Source organism: Stappia indica (assembly GCF_001696535.1).
GTDB classification, from domain to species: Bacteria; Pseudomonadota; Alphaproteobacteria; order Rhizobiales; family Stappiaceae; genus Stappia; species Stappia indica.
The window spans coordinates 679,710-699,279 of the sequence record NZ_MBQE01000003.1 but is presented as its reverse complement, the minus strand read 5'-3'; the positions used below and the strand labels follow the sequence as shown (position 1 = coordinate 699,279).

The 19,570-nt window shown below is 67.5% G+C and carries 20 protein-coding genes; all 20 read right to left on the bottom strand.

Annotation, left to right across the window (positions count from 1 at the left end):
* Positions 1–39 precede the first annotated feature (39 nt).
* The 20 genes from yacG to BBX35_RS14395 all read right to left on the bottom strand — a co-directional run bounded on the left by yacG (position 40) and on the right by BBX35_RS14395 (position 19,497).
* Positions 40–267, bottom strand: coding sequence for a DNA gyrase inhibitor YacG (yacG, locus tag BBX35_RS14490; protein WP_067221397.1), 228 nt, complete (start codon positions 265–267; stop codon positions 40–42).
* Positions 268–361: 94 nt separating this feature from the next.
* A complete protein-coding gene (locus tag BBX35_RS14485; RefSeq protein WP_067221396.1) occupies positions 362–1,873 on the bottom strand; it encodes an AMP-binding protein in 1,512 nt (503 codons plus the stop codon).
* A 173-nt stretch (positions 1,874–2,046) separates the two neighbouring features.
* A complete protein-coding gene (locus BBX35_RS14480) occupies positions 2,047–2,730 on the bottom strand; it encodes a Maf-like protein (protein ID WP_067221394.1) in 684 nt (227 codons plus the stop codon).
* Between the two features lie 55 nt (positions 2,731–2,785).
* Positions 2,786–3,004 (bottom strand): translation initiation factor IF-1, encoded by a 219-nt coding sequence (gene infA / locus BBX35_RS14475; RefSeq protein WP_013653834.1) that lies wholly within the window; start codon positions 3,002–3,004, stop codon positions 2,786–2,788.
* Positions 3,005–3,116: 112 nt separating this feature from the next.
* Positions 3,117–3,578 (bottom strand): arsenate-mycothiol transferase ArsC, encoded by a 462-nt coding sequence (locus BBX35_RS14470; protein WP_067221392.1) that lies wholly within the window; start codon positions 3,576–3,578, stop codon positions 3,117–3,119.
* A 43-nt stretch (positions 3,579–3,621) separates the two neighbouring features.
* Positions 3,622–4,101, bottom strand: coding sequence for a UPF0262 family protein (locus BBX35_RS14465; protein WP_067221391.1), 480 nt, complete (start codon positions 4,099–4,101; stop codon positions 3,622–3,624).
* 127 nt (positions 4,102–4,228) lie between these two features.
* A complete protein-coding gene (gene hisD / locus BBX35_RS14460) occupies positions 4,229–5,524 on the bottom strand; it encodes a histidinol dehydrogenase (protein WP_067221655.1) in 1,296 nt (431 codons plus the stop codon).
* A gap of 53 nt (positions 5,525–5,577) precedes the next feature.
* On the bottom strand, positions 5,578–6,015 hold the full coding sequence (locus BBX35_RS14455; protein ID WP_067221389.1) for a DUF2948 family protein: 438 nt from the start codon (positions 6,013–6,015) through the stop codon (positions 5,578–5,580).
* Positions 6,016–6,166: 151 nt separating this feature from the next.
* Positions 6,167–9,556, bottom strand: coding sequence for a bifunctional diguanylate cyclase/phosphodiesterase (locus tag BBX35_RS14450; RefSeq protein ID WP_067221388.1), 3,390 nt, complete (start codon positions 9,554–9,556; stop codon positions 6,167–6,169).
* A 447-nt stretch (positions 9,557–10,003) separates the two neighbouring features.
* On the bottom strand, positions 10,004–10,339 hold the full coding sequence (locus tag BBX35_RS14445) for a cupin domain-containing protein (RefSeq protein WP_067221386.1): 336 nt from the start codon (positions 10,337–10,339) through the stop codon (positions 10,004–10,006).
* The gene (locus BBX35_RS14440; RefSeq protein ID WP_067221379.1) at positions 10,336–11,346 is read right to left on the bottom strand and encodes a quinone oxidoreductase family protein; all 1,011 of its coding nucleotides are present in this window, start codon (positions 11,344–11,346) and stop codon (positions 10,336–10,338) included. Before BBX35_RS14440 ends, BBX35_RS14445 begins: the two co-directional genes overlap by 4 nt.
* A 29-nt stretch (positions 11,347–11,375) precedes the next feature.
* Positions 11,376–12,254, bottom strand: a complete 879-nt coding sequence (locus BBX35_RS14435; RefSeq protein ID WP_067221376.1) for a beta-keto acid cleavage family enzyme — start codon at positions 12,252–12,254, stop codon at positions 11,376–11,378.
* A complete protein-coding gene (locus tag BBX35_RS14430; RefSeq protein ID WP_171901455.1) occupies positions 12,254–13,012 on the bottom strand; it encodes an SDR family NAD(P)-dependent oxidoreductase in 759 nt (252 codons plus the stop codon). Before BBX35_RS14430 ends, BBX35_RS14435 begins: the two co-directional genes overlap by 1 nt.
* A complete protein-coding gene (locus tag BBX35_RS14425) occupies positions 13,005–13,949 on the bottom strand; it encodes a dioxygenase family protein (protein ID WP_244271631.1) in 945 nt (314 codons plus the stop codon). The genes BBX35_RS14430 and BBX35_RS14425 overlap by 8 nt, the downstream gene beginning before the upstream one ends.
* Positions 13,946–14,740 (bottom strand): glutathione S-transferase family protein, encoded by a 795-nt coding sequence (locus BBX35_RS14420; protein ID WP_067221375.1) that lies wholly within the window; start codon positions 14,738–14,740, stop codon positions 13,946–13,948. Before BBX35_RS14420 ends, BBX35_RS14425 begins: the two co-directional genes overlap by 4 nt.
* A 4-nt stretch (positions 14,741–14,744) precedes the next feature.
* Positions 14,745–15,782 (bottom strand): branched-chain amino acid ABC transporter permease, encoded by a 1,038-nt coding sequence (locus BBX35_RS14415; protein ID WP_083206303.1) that lies wholly within the window; start codon positions 15,780–15,782, stop codon positions 14,745–14,747.
* Complete coding sequence (locus tag BBX35_RS14410) at positions 15,782–16,660, bottom strand: branched-chain amino acid ABC transporter permease (protein WP_067221372.1); 879 nt, start codon at positions 16,658–16,660, stop codon at positions 15,782–15,784. Before BBX35_RS14410 ends, BBX35_RS14415 begins: the two co-directional genes overlap by 1 nt.
* Before the next feature lie 14 nt (positions 16,661–16,674).
* Positions 16,675–17,403 carry an ABC transporter ATP-binding protein gene (locus tag BBX35_RS14405; protein ID WP_067221370.1) on the bottom strand — a complete coding sequence of 243 codons (729 nt, stop codon included), beginning with the start codon at positions 17,401–17,403 and terminating at the stop codon, positions 16,675–16,677.
* Positions 17,403–18,146: an ABC transporter ATP-binding protein gene (locus BBX35_RS14400; protein ID WP_067221367.1), complete on the bottom strand. Its 744-nt coding sequence runs from the start codon at positions 18,144–18,146 to the stop codon at positions 17,403–17,405. Before BBX35_RS14400 ends, BBX35_RS14405 begins: the two co-directional genes overlap by 1 nt.
* A gap of 70 nt (positions 18,147–18,216) precedes the next feature.
* Positions 18,217–19,497, bottom strand: a complete 1,281-nt coding sequence (locus BBX35_RS14395; RefSeq protein ID WP_067221366.1) for an amino acid ABC transporter substrate-binding protein — start codon at positions 19,495–19,497, stop codon at positions 18,217–18,219.
* Positions 19,498–19,570: the final 73 nt, after the last annotated feature.

Below are 19,570 nucleotides of genomic sequence, written 5' to 3'. Positions count from 1 at the left end.
CGGGGTGATACGGGTCACAAACCGGCGCGATCCCCTGCGTCAATCGCGATTTTCCAGATTTTCCTGGGCCGCCTCGAGCGCGGCAAGGTCCTCCGGCTCCAGCTCGACCACCGGCACGCTGTAGCTTCCCGAAAGCCAGCGGTTGAGATCGACATCGGCGCAGCGCGCCGAACAGAAGGGACGGTAGCGCTCCACCGACAGCTTGCCGCAGCCAGGACAGGGCCGCGCCCGCCTTTGCTGTTTGCCTTCGTCCTGTGCGCTCGTCATGGTCTCTCCCTCGGCCCGAAGCAGGCCGGTTGGTGTCGGTTCAGCTATACTGGAGCGGCCCGCCGACGTCGACCGCAACGTCCGCGGGAGGCGCTCAGCCGCCGCGCCGGACGCGGCGCTGGTCCATCGCCCTGAGCTCCGTCTTGAGGATCTTGCCGTAGTTGTTCTTCGGCAGCTCGGGCAGCTGCAGATAGTCCTTCGGCCGCTTGAAGCGGGCGATATGCTCCAGGCACAAGGCGTCGAGTTCGGCAGGCTCGGCATCGCCGGCATAACAGGCGACGATGCTTTCGCCCCATTCCGCGTCCGGCCGGCCGATGACCGAGACTTCGCGCACGCCCGGATGGGTCAGCAGCACCTCCTCCACCTCGCGCGGATAGATGTTGGTGCCGCCGGAGATGATCACGTCCTTCGAGCGGTCGAGCAGCGTCAGGTAGCCGTCCGCGTCGAAACTGCCGACATCGCCGGTGTGGAGCCAGCCGCCGCGCAGCGCCTCGGCGCTCGCGTCCGGATTGTCCCAGTAGCCGAGCATCACCGTGTCGCCGCGCACCAGGATCTCGCCGGTCTCGCCGTGATCCGCCTCCGCGCCGTCGATCCGCATCTCGACAACGGAACTGACGAGGCCGGCGCTGGCAAGGCGCGCCTCCCAGCGCGGATGGTCGCGGTCGGCGATATCCGCCTTCGACAGGACGGTGCCGGTCATCGGCGTCTCGCCCTGGCCGTAGATCTGCGCAAAGCGCGGGCCGAAGCGGTCGATGGCCCGGCGGGTGTCGGCGACATGCATCGGCGCGCCGCCCCAGACGATGGTGCGGATGTTCTCCGTCATCGCCTCCATCGGGCATTCCGTCAGGCGGCGGACCATGGTGGGGGCGGCGAACATCGACACGCCGCGGCTGCGCGAGACGATCTCCAGCACCTCGTCCGCCTCGAAGCCGCCCGACTCGGCCACCGCATTGATGCCGAAGCGCATGACATGGGCCATGGCGTAGAGGCCCGAGCCGTGGCTCATCGGCGCGGCATGGAGCAGCGTGTCGCCCTCCGCTACCGGGTCGACATCGGTGAGATAGGCAAGGCTCATGGCGACGAGGTTGCGGTGGCTGAGCATCGCGCCCTTGGGCCGGCCGGTGGTGCCGGAGGTGTAGAACAGCCAGGCGAGATCGTCGGGCGCGGCCTCGGCGAGCGGCGCCGGATCGCCGGCGACCAGCGACCAGAACTGCGGCCCGCCGAGCGTCACCACATCGCGCAGGCCCTCGGGCGCATAGGCGGCGACATCGGCCTCCATGCCGGAGCTGACGAGCGCAAGGCGCGCGCCGCAATTCTCCAGGATCCAGCCGATCTCGGCGCTGTGCAGTTTCACGTTGACCGGCACGGCGACGAGGCCCGCCCACCAGATCGCGTAAAGCGCCTCCAGGTAATGCGGGCCGTTCTTGGCGACGATGGCGACGCGGTCGCCGCGGGCAAGGCCGTAATGGGTGAGGAGGCTGCCGGCGAGACGGGCCGAACGGCCGGCAAAATCGCGGTAGCTGGCGATCGGCGAGCTGCCGCGCGCCAGCGCGACCGCATCCGCGCGCGACCTTCCGGCCCGCGCCAGCCAGGCTGCGAGATTCATCGGCATTCCCCGCTTTGCATGATCACCCCGAGGCGGACGGCACGCACGCGCCGTCTTCCACCTCAAGACCACCGGTTTGGACTGCGCCCGTTATGGCAAGGAACCGCCGGCAAGGCCAAGCGGGAATTGCCCCTCGCCGCCGCGAAGGGCGTGCCGGGAATGCGCGAGGCGGATCAGGGACGGATGGCGGCGGGGTCGGCCCAGCCGGCGAGCACCGGATACTTGAGCCCGGCCAGCATGTTGGCCGTCTCGTGCAGCGGCAGCCCGACCACGTTGGAATAGGAGCCGACCAGCTTGGCGACGAAGGCGCCCGCCAGTCCCTGGATGGCGTAGCCGCCAGCCTTGCCGCGCCATTCGCCGCTGTCGAGATAGGCGTTGATTTCGGCGCGCGACAGGCGCTTGAAGCGCACGCGCGTCTCGACGAGGCGCTGACGCACCACGTCCTTCGGCGCGCTGATGCACAGCGCGGTGTAGACCCGGTGACCGCGGCCCGACAGCAGCTCCAGGCAGGCTCGGGCCTGCTCGTGGGTTTCCGCCTTGGGCAGGATGCGGCGACCGACCGCGACAACGGTATCCGCGGCAAGCACCAGCCCGTCGACATTGGCCGCATTGCGGTCGGCGGCGCGCCGCGCCACCTCTGCCTTGGTGCGGGCCAGGCGCTGCGCCAGCGCACGCGGGGTCTCGCCCCGGCGCGGCGTCTCGTCGATGTCGGCGGGCAGGAGCGTGTCGGGGTCGATGCCGATCTGCTGGAGCAGCGCCAGACGGCGCGGCGAGCCGGAGGCAAGCACAAGCGTCGGGCGCGCGCCCTTCGCACGTGTCCCGTCGGTATTGCTCTCGTCGGAAGCTGCGGCGATCATCGGACCGCTGTCTCTCTGTCGCGGGTGACGGGCCGGGCCGGACGGCCCTGCGGCATCACTTGAAACGGTAGGTGATGCGACCCTTGGTCAGGTCGTAGGGCGTCATCTCGACAAGCACGCGGTCGCCGGCGAGAACGCGAATACGGTTCTTGCGCATGCGCCCTGCCGTGTGGGCAATGATTTCGTGGTCGTTTTCGAGCTTCACGCGAAACGTCGCGTTCGGAAGCAGTTCGGTGACCACCCCCGGAAATTCAAGTACTTCTTCCTTGGCCATATGGATTCCTGATTATCGAGCCAGATGTGGCGGGAACCTAACGGATCGGGCCGAGAAAGGGAACAGAAGGATTCGCGAAAATCCGCGGCTGTGCAGAGCCCCGGCACGGGCCCTATCCGCCCGGGGTCGCGGTCCAGCCGAAACGCTTCTTGATGCGGGCCATCAGCAGGTCGCGGACGGCGCGGTAGCTGTCGAGGATCTGGTCGCGCGATCCGGTGGCGAGCGTGGGGTCGGGCGTTGGCCAGTATTCGACCTCGACCGCATCCGTGCGTGTCATCTCCAGCGCCTTGTGATGGGCCTCCGGCGCCAGCGTCAGCACGAGGTCGAAGCCCGACTCGTCGAGATCCTCGAAGGTCCTCGGCCGATGCGCGGCAAGATCGCAGCCGATCTCGCTCATCACCGCCTCGACGAAGGGATCGGGCTCGCCAGCGCGCACGCCGCAGGACTTCACGTAGACGCGGCCGGGAAACAGCTTGGCAAGGATCGCCGCCGCCATCGGCGAGCGCACCGCATTCATGCCGCAGGCGAACAGCACCGCTCCCGGCGCCGCCGAGGAGGCGGTGCCGGGTATCATGTCGGGGATCTTACCGGGTACGTCCCCCGGCCCTGACACGCTGCTAACCCTTCCAGTGCAGGGCGCAGACGAGGGTGAAGAGGCGGCGGGCGGTCTGCATGTCCACCCGGATCTTGCCCTCCAGACGCTCCATCAGGATGCGCGAGCCCTCGTTGTGGACACCGCGGCGGCCCATGTCGATGGCCTCGATCTGGCTGGGTGTCGCCGTCTTGATCGCCTCGAAATAGCTCTCGCAGATCAGGAAGTAGTCCTTCACCACCTTGCGCAGCGGCGTCAGCGACAGGATGTGGGTGACGACCGGATCGCCCTCCTCCCGCTCGACCAGAAAGACGAGGCGCTTTTCGACGAGCGACAGCTTCAGCCGGTAGGGACCGCCGGCATCGCCCAGCGGCTCGAACTCGTTTTCCTCGATGAGGTCGTAGATCGCGACCGCGCGTTCGTGCTCGACATCGGGCGTCGAGCGCAGGATGGAGCCCTCGTCGAGCTCCACCGCAACCAGCCGGGCGCTGTTGTTCTGTGCCATGACCTGCGCTTGCGCCCTCCATTGCCTGCACCGTGGTCCCGGTGCCCGTCAGCGGCTGCCCAACACCTATCGCGTCGAGGGGCCATCCGACAAGCCGCCCGAACTGCGATGCGGCGGCGGACCCGGCTCAAAGATTGAGCCGGATGGCGACCGAGCGGCCGTGGGCCGCAAGGCCCTCCGCCTCGGCCAGCGCGATCGCGGCAGGGCCGAGGGCGCGCAGGTTCTCCGCGTTGCAGCGCAGGATCGAGGTGCGCTTGACGAAGTCCAGCACCGAGAGGCCGGAGGAAAAGCGCGCCGAGCGGGCCGTCGGCAGCACGTGGTTGGAGCCGCCGACATAATCGCCGATGGCCTCGGGCGTGTGGCGGCCAAGGAAGACGGCGCCGACATTACGGATGCGTGCGAACAGGGCCTCGGGATCCTCCACCGCCAGCTCCAGATGCTCCGGCGCGATGGCATCGACCAGCGCCGGCGCCTCGTCCATCGAGGCAACGGTGATGACCGCGCCGAAATCGGCCCAGCTGGGGCCGGCGACATCGGCGCGCGGCAGGGTCTTCAGCTGGCGCTCGACCGCCTTCTCGACGGCCTCGGCGAAACCTGCATCGTCGGTGATCAGGATCGACTGGGCGCTGGTGTCGTGCTCGGCCTGCGACAGGAGATCGGCGGCGATCCAGTCGGGATCGTTGGCGCCGTCGGCGACCACGAGGATCTCGGACGGGCCAGCGATCATGTCGATGCCGACCGTGCCGAACACCCGGCGCTTGGCAGCTGCGACATAGGCGTTGCCGGGGCCGACGATCTTGGAGACCGGGCGAATGGTATGCGTGCCGAAGGCCAGGGCGGCAACCGCCTGCGCCCCGCCGATGCGATAGATCTCGGTGACGCCGGCAAGGTGGGCGGCGGCCAGCACCAGCGGGTTGAGCGCTCCGTCCGGGCTCGGCACGCACATGACCATGCGCGACACGCCGGCAACGCCGGCGGGAACCGCGTTCATCAGCACGGACGAGGGATAGCTGGCCGTGCCGCCGGGCACATAGAGGCCGACCGCCTCGATGGCCGTCCAGCGCGAGCCGAGCTCGACGCCGAGCGGATCGGTGTAGCGGTCGTCCGCCGGCATCTGGCGGGCGTGATGAGAGGCGATGCGGTCGCGGGCCAGCTTCAGCGCGTCGAGCGTGCGCGGGTCGACCTTCTTCACCGCCTCTTCGATCTCTTCGGCGGTGACGGTCAGGTCAGCAAGGCTTTCCGCCTCCAGCCGGTCGAAACGGCGGGTGTAGTCGAGCAGAGCCGCATCGCCGCGCTGCTTCACGTCCTCGATGATGTCGCGCACCGCCGTGTCGACATCGGCGGACGCTTCACGCTTGCTGGACAGGAGGGCCGAGAAGTCGGCCGCAAAACCGGTTGCGCTGGTGGACAGGCGGATCGCCACGGGCGGAAGCTCCACAATTGGCCGGGCCGGGCCCGGAAGGTCGTGAGGAAAGGTCAGTCGGTCTCGTGGCTGGGGCGATGCTCGGTCGCCCAGGCGGCGCCGAGATCGGCGAGCTGCGCCTCGATGCACTCCACGTCGAAGGAGAGCGTGGCTCCGCCGGCGAAGACGAGATCGATGCGCCCCGCCGGCTCCTCGGTGGCGACGAAGTTGACCGCGAGCAGCGACAGGACGGCGTCCTTGGCGTCCTGGCGGATGTTCTGCGCGCGCGGGCGCTCGGCCCGGGCGAAGGACAGAGCGGAACGGCGGCGCTCGTTGGAGGCGCGGGCGCCGGTGCCCTCGCCGTCCCAGGCGAAACGGTTCATGGCGAGCACCAGATGGCGGTCGGCGGGATAGTAGCGGATGTCGCCGACCTTCAGGACCGCGTCCTGGACCTGCGCGGAGATCACCGACAGGTCTTCCTCGTCCAGTGCCGCCAGCTTCAGTTGCTGCATGGATCAGCCGCCTCTTGGGTTGTGCCCGGGGATTGTGCCCGCTGCCGGCGCGACAACAGACGACCGGCCCTCGGCCCTTACCTAATGAATTCACGCGCCAAAGCAACCGCCGAGTTGGCGCAGTCGCACGGCGCGTGGTCCGGCAGAACATTCAGGCGACGGAGAGGAAGGTCTCGATGGGCCCGGGGGGGCCGAAAAGCCCGCCCTGCCCCTGGACGCAGCCGCAGGCCTGCAACAGCTGCGCCGTCTCCTCGGTGTCGATGCCGTCGACGGCAACATCGACATTGAACGTTCTGGCCACGGCGACCAGCGCGCGGATCACCGTTTCGCCGCGCCCGCCGGACATCATGTCGTGCAGGGCGCTGCGGTCGATGCGCAGGGAATCGAAGCTGAAGCGGCCGAGCAGCTGCAGCGAGGACGAGTCGGAGCCGAAACGGTCCAGCACCAGCCGCACGCCGATGGCCCGCAGCGCCTCGAACTGACGCAGCGCCGCGGCGGAATCGACCAGGAAGTAGCTGTCGGCCACCTGCAGGTGGATACGCCCGGGCGTGATGCCGGCAATGTCGATCTCGTTCTCGACGATGGAGGCCAGGCTCTCCAGCCCGAACTGCCGCACGCTCAAGGACAGGGCGAACTTCCTGTTGCCCCGGGTGCGCGCGACGTCCGTGAGAATCTTGCGCAGAAAGGCAGATGTCGCACGTTCCAGCGCTGCCGTTTCCTGGGGACCATCGGCAGGGGTTCCGCCCTGCCCGGAACCCGGCTGCAGGACCTGATAGCCGCGAAGCTCTCGACTACGCAAGCAGACGATGGTTTGATACTGGACGGTCCTGCTGCCCTGCAGCGCACTGGTGCGCGCCTCGACACCCGCCGAGGCAAAGGCCGGCCAGACGGCGGCGGCATTGTCCTGATCCGCAGCCGCTTCCGGTGCGCTGCCCGCAGGCCGATAGGCACGGAAGCCGTTCCGCCCCTGGTTCTTGACTTCGTAGAGGGCGGCATCGGCCTGGCGCATCAGCTCCGACAGGTCGGCGCCGGGTAGAATGGGGGTAATCCCGATGCTGGCGCCGATCTGGACGCTGCTGCCATCGATGGAAAAGCGCTCGGAGATCGAGGTCAGGATCCGCTGTGCCACGGCTTCGGCAATCGCGGACGGTCGCTCACATCCCGGTCCGCAGGCGATCAGAACCGCGAACTCATCGCCGCCGATCCGGGCGACGAAATCGCTCTCTCGGGCGCAGCGCCGTAGCCGCCCCGCAACCTCGCGCAGCAGCAGATCGCCGGCATTGTGGCCCAGCGCATCGTTGACCGGCTTGAAGCGGTCGAGGTCGAGCAGCATGAGAATGCCGAGACAGGACTGGTTCGGCGTTCCGCTTGCGACCAGTTGTTCGAGCTTCTCCTTGAGATAGGTGCGATTGGCAAGGCCCGTCAGCGTGTCGTGCCGCGCCGCATGCAGGACCTTGTCCGCCGCCCGCTCCCGCTCGGTGACGTCCTCGTGGGTGCCGACCCAGCCGCCGTCAGGCAGCGGGGCATGGACGGTGGAAATGATCCGCCCGGAGCGCAGGCGGAACATAGAGCGGACCGTCTCGCCGGCCGACAGCTGCTGCATCAGCTGCGCCACCCGCTCGTCGACAACCGCCCGCGAAGTTGCGCCGGAATTGGTCTCGAAGATCAGATCGCCCAGCGTCCGGCCTGCATGGCTGCGGCCGCCGTCGGGAAGTCCGAACAGGACGCTGTATTGATCGTTCCACAGGGTGAGGCGCCCGTTGCGGTCGAAGACGCTGACGCCCTGGTTCATGTTGGCCAGCACGGCGCCGAGCTCGTCCGAACGCTCACGCGCCAGCCGCTCCTTCTCGATCAGCTGCCGCTCGATCCGCTTGCGGTCGGAAATGTCGGTGAATGTCGACAGCAGACCGCCGCCGGGCAGGAAGGTGCCGCGGATATCGATCACGTCGCCGTTCGGCCGGCTACGCTCATAGCCGTGCTCGGGACCGCCGAGGATCTGGTCCAACCTCTCGCGGGCAAGCTGCTGCGGATCGCCTTCGCCATATTCGCCGCGCTCGGCGTTCATCAGCACGTAGTCGGCGAGCGACGGGCGCGCCGCAAGATAGTCCGGCGACACGTCGAGCAGCTTCTCGAACGTCTTGTTCCAGCCCGCAACGACGAGGTCCTGGTCGAAATAGACCACCGCGCCGGGATAGTTCTGGAACACGCCCTCGATGGTCATGGCCTGGCGCACGGTCCGTGTCACATCGGTGAGCGAGATCACCACGCCGCCGCCCGCCCCTTCGACGGGGCTCCTGAAGGCAACTGCATTGAGGTTCAGCCAACGCAGGCCGCCCTCGGCGAGAGCAAGGCCGGCGACGGTGCTCGACAGGCGAGCAGGATCTTCCGCGCCGAGGGCGAGAAGATTGCCGAGCCGGGGCCCGTCATGCCCCTTGTCGATGAAGTCGAGATCGAGCGCGGCAAGGAAGAGCCCGGTGATCTCGCGCCCTTCGAGACCGAGCATGGCCAGGGCTGCCGGATTGTGGGACAGGACCCGGCCTTCGGCGTCGACGACGATCACGCCTTCGGACAGGGACACGAGGGTCGTGCGGTAGAGCGCTTCCGAATGCTGCAGCCGGATCTCGGCCATCTTGCGGTCGGTCACGTCGCGGATGGCGCCGACGATGCGCACGACCTTGTCGCCGCGCGTCAGCGGCTTGCCGGCAAGGCGTACCCAGCGCTCCCGCCCCTTTGCAGTGCGCGCAGGGAGCTCAAGGCTGAACGGGAAGCCGCGCAGGCGCGCTTCGTCGAGCGCAAGGCGCAAATCGCCCCGTCTCTCCGGCAGAAAGAAGCACAGCGCCTTCTTCATCTCCGGAACGTAGTCCTCGTCCACCTCCAGCAGACGGCGCACCTGGTCGGTCCACAGGAGCCGGTCCTGCTCCAGGTCGAGTTCCCAGCCGCCGACGCCGGAAATGCTGGTTGTCTGGGCAATGAGCTGCGACTGCGTCTGTACCAGCGCCTGCTGGCGCTGCGCCTCTTCGCGCAGAGCCACCGCCTCCGCCTGTGCGGCATAGGCGCGGATTAGCCCCTCGGCCGCAACGCCGAGATGGCGCAGCTGCTGCAGCTGCTCGGCAGAAGGATTGTGCGGTTCGGTATCGATAACGCAAAGCGAGCCGAGCCGGTGCACGCCGTCGATCGACAAGGGATAGCCGGCATAGAAGCGGGCATGCGGTGCCCCGGTCACGAGCGGATCTTCGCGGAAACGCGGATCTTTCGAAAGATCGGGAACGACCAGCAGATCCGGCTGCAGAATGGTATGCCGGCAGATGGCAGCGCTTCTCGCCGTGCCATCCATTTCCAGGCCGCAGCGAGCCTTGAACCATTGCTGGTGCTCGTCGACGAACGTCACCAGCGCGATGGGACAGCCGAAGACGGCGGCGGCGGTCTCGACGAGCGCGTCGAATTCCGCCGAGCGGCCGGAATGGAGGATGTCCAGGCGGTGCAGCGCCTGCAGACGGCCCTCTTCGTTGTCGGGCAGCACGTCGAGGATCATCGAGCTCATGCGCCCATTATGCCTGCAATAAGTAAACGTTTCCAAATGAAGACCGACAACTTATCAACAAACTATGAAGGAGCGCGCAACCGCGGAAACCCCCTCGAGAAACCCAAGAAAAACAGACACAAATTTTAAGAAAAATCTTACAAGACACATGCAACCCGGCAGGCATTCCGCACCCGCACCCGCAACAAGGCGCGAGAGCTCCGACAGACGGAAGCCACTGAAAACAGAAGAAATATCGCGATACTGCAACGCGCCGTACTTGCGGGCGAACGAAAGTCTCGCTCCACGACGCGCGGGGCCGGATTTTTTGTTCCAGGGCAACAGGCAGGTGCATGGGCATCGCGCCGCCGAACGCGGCGCCGGGCCCGGCAGCAGACAGGACGGCGGGCAGCGAGGCGATTAGAAATGCGGCCGGCAAAAAAATCATCGCCGGCCGCAGGACGCGACTCAGCCCTTCTCCATGACCAGAAGGACGGTCGCGGGCAGCTTGCCGCGGTTCTCCAGCTTGCGGGCCTCGCCGCGGGAGATGACGCAGGAATCGAGCGGGCCGAGCACGGCCTCCTCCTCGCCGTTGCCGATGGTGACCTCGCCGGCGATCACCACGTAGATCTTCTCGTGCGGCGAAGCCTTCAGCGAGGTGTGACCGCCTGGCAGGAGGTGGGAGAGGCCCGCCCACATGGCGGCCGTCTCGCTCGCCTCGTGTCCCTGCAGGCGGACCATCGCCATGTCGTAATGCTCCGGCGCCTGGTAGGCCGGCGCCTCGCCGATACGGGTGACCTTCATCCCTGCGGCCTCAGGATCACGCGATCCGGCGTGGAGCGCAGAACGGAGGCGTAAGCGGTGGCGGCATCCTTGAGACCGTAGACGGCGCGCTCGTTGATCGGGAAGGGCTTCAGGAGACCCTGCTCGAACTTCGGCTTCAGCTTGTCGAAGATGCGCGCGCCGTAGACGCTGTCGAGCGCCAGCGTGTCGATGCCGATGAACTTGTGGCGGCCGCGGAAGAAGTTGAAGATGTCGAAGGGCACCGCCCGGTCGAAGGTGGAAATGAAGATCTGCCGCCCCTGCTTGGCCAGCGCTGCGTTGCCGATCTCGAAATAGGGGCTGCCGACCGTGTTGAACACGATGTCAGCGCCCTGGCCGCCGGTCTTCTCGCGCACGATGGCGGCGATGTCCTGCGAGGAGCTGTCGAGCATCTCGATCTCGGAGTTGGCGTGACCGAGATAGGGCGTCGGCTTGTACTCGGCCGCGAAGACCCGGGCACCGGCGAGCGTCGCCAGCTGGATCGCCGCCTGGCCGACCTTGCCGTTGGCCCCGCACACCAGGACATTGTCCCAGGGCTGGACGCCGCCGGCCTCGCGCAGGCCTTCGAAGGCGGTGATGAAGGGCACGCCGATGGCGCCGGCTTCCTCGAAGCTCATGCCCGAAGGCTTTGCCCGCACCGCGGCCTGCGGCAGCACCATGTAGCGGGCATGGCTGCCGTTCTGGGTGATGCCGAGCTCGCCGCCGCCGCCCCAGACCTCGGTGCCGACCAGCGCCTGCGGCCCCTCGACGACGATGCCCGCGAAGTCGCGGCCGGGGATGCGCGGCCACACCGCATGCGGCATGTGGCCGAGCGAGGCCTTGACGTCGGACGGATTGACGCCGGCCGCGCGGATCTCGACCAGCACCTGGCCGGGGCCGGGCGCGGGAACGGCCGGTTCGACCAGCTCGATGCGCAGGTTGTCGAGATCGGGCGACTTTTCGGAGACCCGCAGCGCCGGGCCGGTCTTGGGGGTGGTCTGGATGTTCATGTGACTGGTTCCCTGAAAATGAAGGAGGATCAGGCCGCAAGGCCGAGGATCTGGCGGGCCTCGCCGCAGCTGGCGATCTCGCCGCCGAGTTTTTCGATAAGGTCGCGGGCGCGCTCGGTGAGCTCGCCGTTGCCGGCGGTCAGCCGGCCGCGGGCGATGTAGCTGGTGTCTTCCATGCCGATGCGCACATGCCCGCCGAGCAGCCAGGACTGGACGAGCATGGGAAAAGCCATGCGGCCGATGCCGAAGCCCGTCCACTGGCTGCCGGGGCGCAACATGCGCACCGCCGTCGCCATGGCGTCCGGCGTCGAAGGCAGCCCGTACTTGATGCCGGTGACGATGGAGCACATCGCCGGCTCGCGCAGCCGCCCCTCGCGCAGGAAGTCGTTGGCCATGGAGATGTCGCCGGTGTCGAACAGCTCCAGCTCGGGCTTCACCCCGCAGTCGGAGATGATCTCGGCCATGATCCCGACATTGCGCGGCGTGTTGATCACCACCTGGCCGCCGGAGTTCATGGTGTTGAAGTCCAGCGTGCAGATCTCCGGGCGCAGGGCGACGACGTGCTCCACCCGCTTTTCCGGCGCCAGCAGCGTGGTGCCGGGACCGGCAACGGCCGGATCCTCGTCCGAGGGCACGTAGCGGCCGCCCGGTCCCGTGGTGAGGTTGAGGATCAGGTCGGTGTTGCGGGCGCGGATCAGCTCGACCACCTCGCGGTAGAGCTGCAGCTCCATGGAGGGCTTTGCCGTCTGCGGGTCGCGCACATGGATATGGGCGATGGCCGCCCCCGCATCCGCCGCTTCCAGGCAGGCATCGGCGATCTCCCGCGGGGTCGCCGGCAGGCCGGGATGATGCTCGCGGGTGGTGAGGTTGCCGGTGACCGCGCAGGTGATGATGACCTTCGGCTGCATCACAGCGCCCTCCCCGCGTCGACCGCGATGCGGATGCCCGTGGACAGAGGCATGTAGCGGATCGCGCCGTAGATCGTTTCCGCCACATGCTCCGGCTGCGCGACCTTGCCGAGCGGCGTTGCCGCGCCGGCGCGCTCGATCTCCTCGCTGGTGCGGCCGGGCACGAAGCCGGTCGCGACCATGCCCGGAGACACCGACAGAACCCGGATTTCCGGTGCCAGCGCCAGCGCCAGCGTATGCGTCATGGAATCGAGCGCGGCCTTCGCCCCGCAATAGGCGATGGACGAGCCGAAGCCCTTGAAGGCGGCGATGGAGGAAACGTTGACAATCACCCCCGCCCCGCTCGCCTTCAGCGCCGGTGCGAAGGCCCGGATCGTCGCGAAGACGCCGCGCCAGTTGGACGCGAAGACCTCGTCGATGATCTCGTCGGTAAGCCCGTCGAGATTGCGATGCGGCACGGGTGTCGTCGTTCCGGCCGAATTGACCAGGATGTCGACCCGGCCGATGGCGGACAGCACCGCATCGCGGAATGCCTCGATGGAGGCGGTATCGGTGACCCCGACCGGCAGTGCCAGATGCCCGGTGCCCGGCAGCTCGGCAACGAGAGCCTCCGCCGCCTTCGCATTGGAGCGGTAGCCGACGACGACCCGCGCGCCCTGCCCGGCCAGCAGCCGGCAGGTGGCGGCGCCGATGCCGCCCGAGCCGCCGACGACGACGGCGACCTTGCCGTCCAGTTCACGGCCCGTCGGCTCACGCATGTTCGGCCTCCTTGCGCGCCTTGCCGGAGATCGGCGGCACCGGGAAGGTGGGCGTGCCCGGCTTCAGCACGAAGTCGTAGTTGCAGGTGTAGAAGGGGAGCGAGGCGCCAGGGTGCTCGGGATGGGGCTCGTCGTGGCGCTGCAGGTTGCCGCTGATCTGACGCTTGGCGCCGAAGACCACATCGTCGGCCATCGCCTCCTCGGTGTCGGTGAAGATCTGGGTGACCAGCGTCTTGCGCCCCGGGGCGGAGACGATGAAATGCACATGCGCCGGACGCATGGGATTGCGGTTCTGCGCCTTGAGCAGGTCGCCGGCCGGGCCGAAGGTCGGCACCGGGTAGCCGGCCGGACGCACCGAGTGGAACAGGTAGGTGCCGTCCTCGCCGGTGGTCTGGACGCCGCGCAGGTTGTAGTCCGCCTGCTCCGGATCCTGGTTCTCGTAGAGCCCGTCGGGCGAGGCCTGCCAGATGTCGAGCCTTGCACCGGCGATCGGCTCGCCGTCGAGACCGACGACGCGGCCGGAGATGAACAGTTCGTGCCCGGGCGTGCGCGAGCGGGCGATGGACTCGCCGTGGCAGCACTCGGGACTGTTGCCGCGATAGAAGGGCCCGAGCAGCGCCGACATGGTCTCGCCCTGCATCCCGTCATTGTTGATCAGGTCGATCAGCGTCGAGATGCCGAGGATGTCGGCGGCAAGCACCGTCTCGTTGTGGCTCTCGTTGGTGTACTGGCCGAGCCGGGTGATCCAGCGCAGGCCCGCCTCGAATTCCTCCTCCGTCGGGCGCACCTCGCGCACGAAGGCATGGGCGTGGCGCACGAGGCCCTCGACGATTTCGCGCAGGCGCGCGTCGCTCGTCTCGGCCATCGCGTTGAGCACCTTTGGCGTGACCTCCTCCTCCCGGGAGATGATCAGCCGCGTCAGTTCGGGGTCCTTCATGCCGACCTCCTGGTCTCGTCCCCGGCCGTGCCGGCGCGCTGCGCGGCAAGGTGGGGGTATTTCTCGGTGAGCAGCGAGCCGTGATAGTAGGTCGCTGCGAAGGGAGCGCTGGCGCGGATCCGCTCCAGCCAGCGGCCGATCTCGGGCCGGTCGTCCCAGGCCGTGTCGAGATTGATGTCCGCCATGCGCACGATCACCGGCATCACGGCGATGTCGGCCTGGGTCAGGCTCTCCCCCATCAGCCAGGGTCCGCCGTTCTCTTCCAGCCAGTCGGCCATGCGCAGCACCGCGCGGCGGAGACGGCCGAGCGCCTCGTCCATCTCCTCCTTGGGGAAGCCGGTCCGGCCCATCTTCAGCAGGAATTCGCGGCGCAGCGGCTTGCTGTCGGCAAGCGCCTGGAACTCCTCCTCGCTCATCGAGCGGAAGTGCGGCAGAAAGGCCAGATTGTAGGAGGGCACGCGGATCGCCGGTGTCGGGATCTCGTCGATGAAGCGGATCATCGCACGCATGCGCGCCGCCTCATGGGGCTCTGCCGGGCGCGAAGGCGCCACGTCCGGCAGGATGTCCTCCAGGTATTCCATGATCACGGCGCTGTCGATGACGGTGCGCCCGTCATGGACGAGGGCCGGGACCACGCCGTTGGGGTTGATCGCCAGATAGTCCGGCTTCAGCTGGTCGCCGCGGAAGAGATCCAACCGGTGCTCCGCGAAGGCCAGTCCCTTGGCGTGCAGCAGGTAGCGCACGCGCTGGGAGCAGGTCGACTGGGGCGCGTTGTAGAGCGTGAAGGCCATCGGCTCAGTCCCAGTTCAGCACGCGCGGGAGCCGGCCGTTGCGCGCCAGCGTTCCGATGATGCCGAGGGGGAAGAACATCAGGGCCAGCGCCATCACCGCGCCGGTGGCCAGGATGTTGATCTCCGAGGCGCCGAGCGTTGCCACGAACAGCTCGTTGAAGATGACGATCAGCACTGCCCCGATCACCGGTCCGGCAACCGTGCCCTTGCCGCCGAGGATGCACATGAGGACCATGTTCACGCTGACGAGAATGAGCAGGAAGATGTTGGGCCGGATATAGGTGAGGTATTCACCCCAGATCGCCCCCGCCATGCCGACGAAGGCGCCGGAGATGGCGAAGGCCAGAACCTTGTAGGTGCGGGTGTCGATGCCGGCGCTTTCCGCCTTGATCTCGTCCTTGGAGATGGCGCGCAGGCCGAGCCCGAACTTGGAGTGCTTGATCTTGTACGACGCCCAGACCGAGAAGGCGGCCAGCACGATGAAGGCGTAGTAGTAGGGCAGCTTGGCCCATGCCAGCGGCAGCTCGGTCGCCGGCAGCGCCACGCCGTTGGCTCCGCCCACGAAGCTCCAGTGGTCGAACAGGATGCGGGCGATCATCACCAGCGCGAGCGAGGAGATGATGAAGCTGGGACCCCTCGTCTTCAGCGTCACCCGGCCGATCAGGTAGCCGAAGGCCGCGCAGACGACGCCGGCGAGCGGTGCCAGCAGGATCGTCGAGATGCCGTAGCGCGCGAGGATCATGCCGGCGAAGTAGCCGCCGATGGCGAAGAAGACGTTGTGGCCGAGGCTGATATAGCCGGTGAAGCCGCCGAGGATGTTCCAGCCCGAGGCCATGGTCACATAGCAGGCGGTGAACAGCACAAGGTGCAGGACGTAGTTGTAGTTGCCGACGAACTGCAGGGCCGGCAGGGCCAGGAACAGCGCGAGCACCGTCCAGGGGAACCACACCGCGCGGGTCTTGTCGGCGCGGGCGGCAAGCTTCTCGTTGTGAGCCTTGCGCGCGGCAAGGACGGACGAGGTCTGGTCGAGGGACATGGTCATCAGGCCAGCTCCGGTTTCTCGCCGAACAGGCCCTGGGGCCTCAGCAGGAGGATGAGGAACAGCGCGAGGAAGAAGGTCAGCGTCGACCAGGTCGAGCCGATGTAGTCGCCGACGAAGGCGGCCACCACGCTGAGCATGAACGCCGCAAGGACGGTACCGAGGATCGAGCCCATGCCGCCGAGAACGACCAGCGACATCAGCACCGCGATCCACTCCCAGTGCTTGGCCGGGAAGAAGGAGAAGACGAAGGAGACGAGCGCCCCGGCCGCGCCGGCAAGGCCGATGCCGATGGCGAAGCTCGCCATGCTGACCAGGTTGACGTTGACGCCGAGCAGCTCGGCCGCCTCGCGGTTCTGGGTGGTGGCGCGGATCGCGTAGCCGAAGCGCGAATACTTCAGGAACAGCGCCAGGCCGCCGATGATCGCCAGCGAGGCGAGCCCCGCATAGAGCTGGCCGGTGGGAATGAAGATGTCGCCGATGAAGATCGCATCGGTGGCATAGGCCGGCGAGGTCACGCGCTGGGTGTTGGTGAACATGCCGCCGAGGGCGCCTTCGACCACCATCGCCAGGGCGAAGGTGAGCAGCACCGTCATCTCCGAGTACTTGGCCGAGCGGGCCTCGCGCTCGAAGACGAAGCGGTAGAGAAGGACGCCGATCGCCGCCAGGATCACCGCCGCGACCGGCAGCATCACGAGCGGGTCGATGCCCCACAGCCGGAAGCCCCAATAGGCGATGTAGGCGCCGGCGATGATCAGCGAGGGATGCGCGAGATTGACGATGCGCATGACGCCGAAGACGAGGCTGAGGCCCGAGCCCATCAGCGCCAGTACGCCGCCGAGCGCCAGTCCCAGGATCAAGGTCTGGATGAAGTCTGCCATGGTGATGCTCCCGCTCAGGCCGCCTTGCGGCCGCCGAGATAGAGTTCCTGGATGCGGGGATCGGCGAGCACGTCGGCCGCCGGCCCCTCGAACAGGGTGCGGCCGAGGTCGAGCACGACGCCCCAGTCGGAATTCTTCAGCCCCATCAGGGCATTCTGCTCGACGAGCAGGATCGTGATGCCTTCCGAGGCCATCACCCGCATGATGTCGAACATCTCCTGGACGATCTTCGGCGCGAGGCCGAGCGAGGGCTCGTCCAGCATGACGATGTCCGGCTTGATGATCAGGGTACGGGCCATGGCGAGCGTCTGCTGCTGGCCGCCCGACATGGTGCCGGCATGCTGGTCGCGACGCTCGCGCAGGATCGGGAAGCGCTCCTCGATCTCGTCGATGCGGCGCTCCAGCCCCGACTTGTCGGCGAGCGAATAGCCGCCCATGCGCAGGTTCTCGCGCACGGTCATCTTGGGAAACAGCGCCCGCTCCTGCGGCACGAAGCAGATGCCGCGGCGCAGGACCTGGTCGGGCCGCAGCCCCTTGAGGCTCTGGCCGCGAAAGCGGACGTCGCCCTGACGGATCTTCAGCATGCCGCAGATCGCCTTGAGCAGGGTCGACTTGCCGGCGCCGTTGGGGCCGATGATGCAGTGGACCTTGCCGGGCTGGACGGTGAGATGTGCCCCGTCGAGGATCGCCGGGCCATCGCCATAGCCTGCGGTCAGGCTTTCGACTTCGAGAAGTTCGGCCATCACGCAGCCTCCTCCAGAACGCCGCCCAGATAGGCATCGAGGACGGCCGGGTTCTCGCGCACCTCGTCCGGGCGGCCGTCGGCGATGACGGTGCCCTGCGCCATGACGACGATGCGGTGTGACAGGCGCATGATCAGGTCCATGTTGTGCTCGACGATGAGCACGGTGAGGCCCTGATCGTTGAGCCGGCGGATATGGCCGACGATCTCCTCCAGCAGCGACGGGTTGACGCCGCCGGCGGGTTCGTCGAGCAGGATGATTTTCGGATCGCTCATCAAAAGCGCGGCCAGGTCCATCAGCTTCTTCTGGCCATAGGACAGGTTGGAGCCGTCCTCGTGGGCGATGCGGGTGATGCCGAGGAAGTCGAGCAGGCCCATCGCCTTGTCGATTTCGAAGGTGCTCATCGCCGGCTTGAACAGGTCGCGCCAGCCGTCCACGCGGGACTGGGCGATGACGTTTTCCAGAACCGTCATGTCCGCCAGGTTGCGGCTGATCTGGAACGTCCGGCTGAGGCCGAGACGGGTGATGCGGTGCGGCCGCAGCTGGTCGATGCGCTCGCCGTCGAGCCAGACCTCGCCGCGGGTGGGACGGGTGGTGCGGCTGATGCAGTTGAAGGCGGTGGTCTTGCCGGCGCCGTTGGGGCCGATCAAGGCGGTGATCGAGCCGCGCTCGACGCTGAAGCTGCAATCGTCGACGGCGCGAATGCCACCGAAATGCTTGCAAAGGCCCTTGACCTCAAGCATGGCGAAATCCTCTTCGTCAGTCCGGGCGGACCCGCACGACAGCGCGGGTCCGGTGGGGAGAGGCGATGGCTCAGAAGCCGTTCTTGGGGTGGGTCAGCTTGTCGACGCCGACGAACTCGTCGGTCGGGTAGACGAACTGCAGCTCGCCGTCGTTCCACTGGGTCATCAGGAACGGCTTGTCGGCGGGAAGTCCGCGCTCATCCCAGTTGAAGCGGCCGAGGATGGTGCGAACCGGCTCCTCGCGGGTGCGGGCAGAGAGCCATTCGCCCATGGCCGCATTGTCGGTGCTGCCGGCCCCCAGGATCGCCTGCTCGATACCCTGGCAGACGGCGAAGGGAATGGCCGCGTCCTCGTCCGGAACCTCGCCGAAGCGCTCCTGATAGGCCGCCACGAAGTCGAGATTGGAGAAGGGCTGGCCGCCGAGCACCGCCTCGAAGGGGGCATCCTTGTGCCAGGAGGTGTGGACCAGCACGCCTTCGGCGCTGGCGCCGGTGCCTTCCAGGAACTCGGCCTGGGTGCCCTGGCTGAAATAGACCATCTTCGGCGTCGCCCGGACGGTCTTCAGCGCGCGGGTCAGCTGGACGGCCTCCTCGGCGGACGCGGTCAGGCCGATGATGAGGTCCGGATTGGCGCGCTTCACCTGGTTGGCGAGGTTCAGCCAGTCGTTGAAGCCCTCTTCCGGCCAGCGCTCGGAGAACACGACCTCGATGCCGCTGTCGGCCAGATAGCCGGGAGCGAGATCGGCGACCTCGCTGCCGTCGGCCGGGTCCATCACCTTCTCGCCGAGAAGGCCGGCCCACACGCCGTTGGCGAAGAAGTCGTCGGCGGAGATCACGGCCGCGGTCTTCGGGCGCTCGCCCTCGGGAACCAGGTCGCGGATCACACCGGCCAGCGAGGCGCCGACATATTCGGCCGCATTCGGCTGGAAGTAGAAGATGTTCTTGTGGCCCTGCGTGTAGATGCGCAGCGCGCCGCCGGCCGGCAGCGGGTGCACCATGTTGTTCTTCGCAAGGATGTTGGCGACGGGGAACGACAGGCGCGAGGAGAAGGTGCCGTAGACCGCCTCCACACCGTCGACATTGATGAAGCGCTCGTACTGGTTGATCGCGGTGGCCGGATCGGAGCGGTTGTCGGAGACGACCAACTCGACGTTGCGGCCAAGAATGCCGCCCCGCTCGTTGATCATGTCGATGCACAGCTCGTAGCCGGCACGGTGCTTGGCGCCGGCGATCGAGAAATTGCCCGTCAGCGGCAGCGAGGCGCCGATCTTGAGCGGGGCCGCGTCCTGCGCGAAAGCCGTACCGGCGAGCAGAAGGGCGGCCGCGCTGCAAAGCGCAGTCAGATGTTTCATGGTTTCCTCCTCCCATGCCGCGACCGGAGGGCCGCGGGCTTGCAGATGCGGCAGGCCCCGTGTCCGCCGACTG

Excerpts from the sequence above, each read along its gene's own strand:
- yacG (WP_067221397.1), bottom strand. The coding sequence starts at position 267 with ATGACGAGCGCACAGGACGAAGGCAAACAGCAAAGGCGGGCGCGGCCC.
- BBX35_RS14455 (WP_067221389.1), bottom strand. The coding sequence starts at position 6,015 with ATGCAGCAACTGAAGCTGGCGGCACTGGACGAGGAAGACCTGTCGGTG.
- BBX35_RS14435 (WP_067221376.1), bottom strand. The coding sequence starts at position 12,254 with ATGCAGCCGAAGGTCATCATCACCTGCGCGGTCACCGGCAACCTCACC.
- BBX35_RS14450 (WP_067221388.1), bottom strand. The coding sequence starts at position 9,556 with ATGAGCTCGATGATCCTCGACGTGCTGCCCGACAACGAAGAGGGCCGT.
- BBX35_RS14425 (WP_244271631.1), bottom strand. The coding sequence starts at position 13,949 with ATGAAGGACCCCGAACTGACGCGGCTGATCATCTCCCGGGAGGAGGAG.
- BBX35_RS14420 (WP_067221375.1), bottom strand. The coding sequence starts at position 14,740 with ATGGCCTTCACGCTCTACAACGCGCCCCAGTCGACCTGCTCCCAGCGC.
- BBX35_RS14485 (WP_067221396.1), bottom strand. The coding sequence starts at position 1,873 with ATGAATCTCGCAGCCTGGCTGGCGCGGGCCGGAAGGTCGCGCGCGGAT.
- BBX35_RS14440 (WP_067221379.1), bottom strand. The coding sequence starts at position 11,346 with ATGAACATCCAGACCACCCCCAAGACCGGCCCGGCGCTGCGGGTCTCC.
- BBX35_RS14415 (WP_083206303.1), bottom strand. The coding sequence starts at position 15,782 with ATGACCATGTCCCTCGACCAGACCTCGTCCGTCCTTGCCGCGCGCAAG.
- BBX35_RS14430 (WP_171901455.1), bottom strand. The coding sequence starts at position 13,012 with ATGCGTGAGCCGACGGGCCGTGAACTGGACGGCAAGGTCGCCGTCGTC.
- BBX35_RS14405 (WP_067221370.1), bottom strand. The coding sequence starts at position 17,403 with ATGGCCGAACTTCTCGAAGTCGAAAGCCTGACCGCAGGCTATGGCGAT.
- BBX35_RS14465 (WP_067221391.1), bottom strand. The coding sequence starts at position 4,101 with ATGGCACAGAACAACAGCGCCCGGCTGGTTGCGGTGGAGCTCGACGAG.
- BBX35_RS14395 (WP_067221366.1), bottom strand. The coding sequence starts at position 19,497 with ATGAAACATCTGACTGCGCTTTGCAGCGCGGCCGCCCTTCTGCTCGCC.
- infA (WP_013653834.1), bottom strand. The coding sequence starts at position 3,004 with ATGGCCAAGGAAGAAGTACTTGAATTTCCGGGGGTGGTCACCGAACTG.
- BBX35_RS14445 (WP_067221386.1), bottom strand. The coding sequence starts at position 10,339 with ATGAAGGTCACCCGTATCGGCGAGGCGCCGGCCTACCAGGCGCCGGAG.
- BBX35_RS14480 (WP_067221394.1), bottom strand. The coding sequence starts at position 2,730 with ATGATCGCCGCAGCTTCCGACGAGAGCAATACCGACGGGACACGTGCG.
- BBX35_RS14410 (WP_067221372.1), bottom strand. The coding sequence starts at position 16,660 with ATGGCAGACTTCATCCAGACCTTGATCCTGGGACTGGCGCTCGGCGGC.
- BBX35_RS14470 (WP_067221392.1), bottom strand. The coding sequence starts at position 3,578 with ATGATACCCGGCACCGCCTCCTCGGCGGCGCCGGGAGCGGTGCTGTTC.
- BBX35_RS14400 (WP_067221367.1), bottom strand. The coding sequence starts at position 18,146 with ATGCTTGAGGTCAAGGGCCTTTGCAAGCATTTCGGTGGCATTCGCGCC.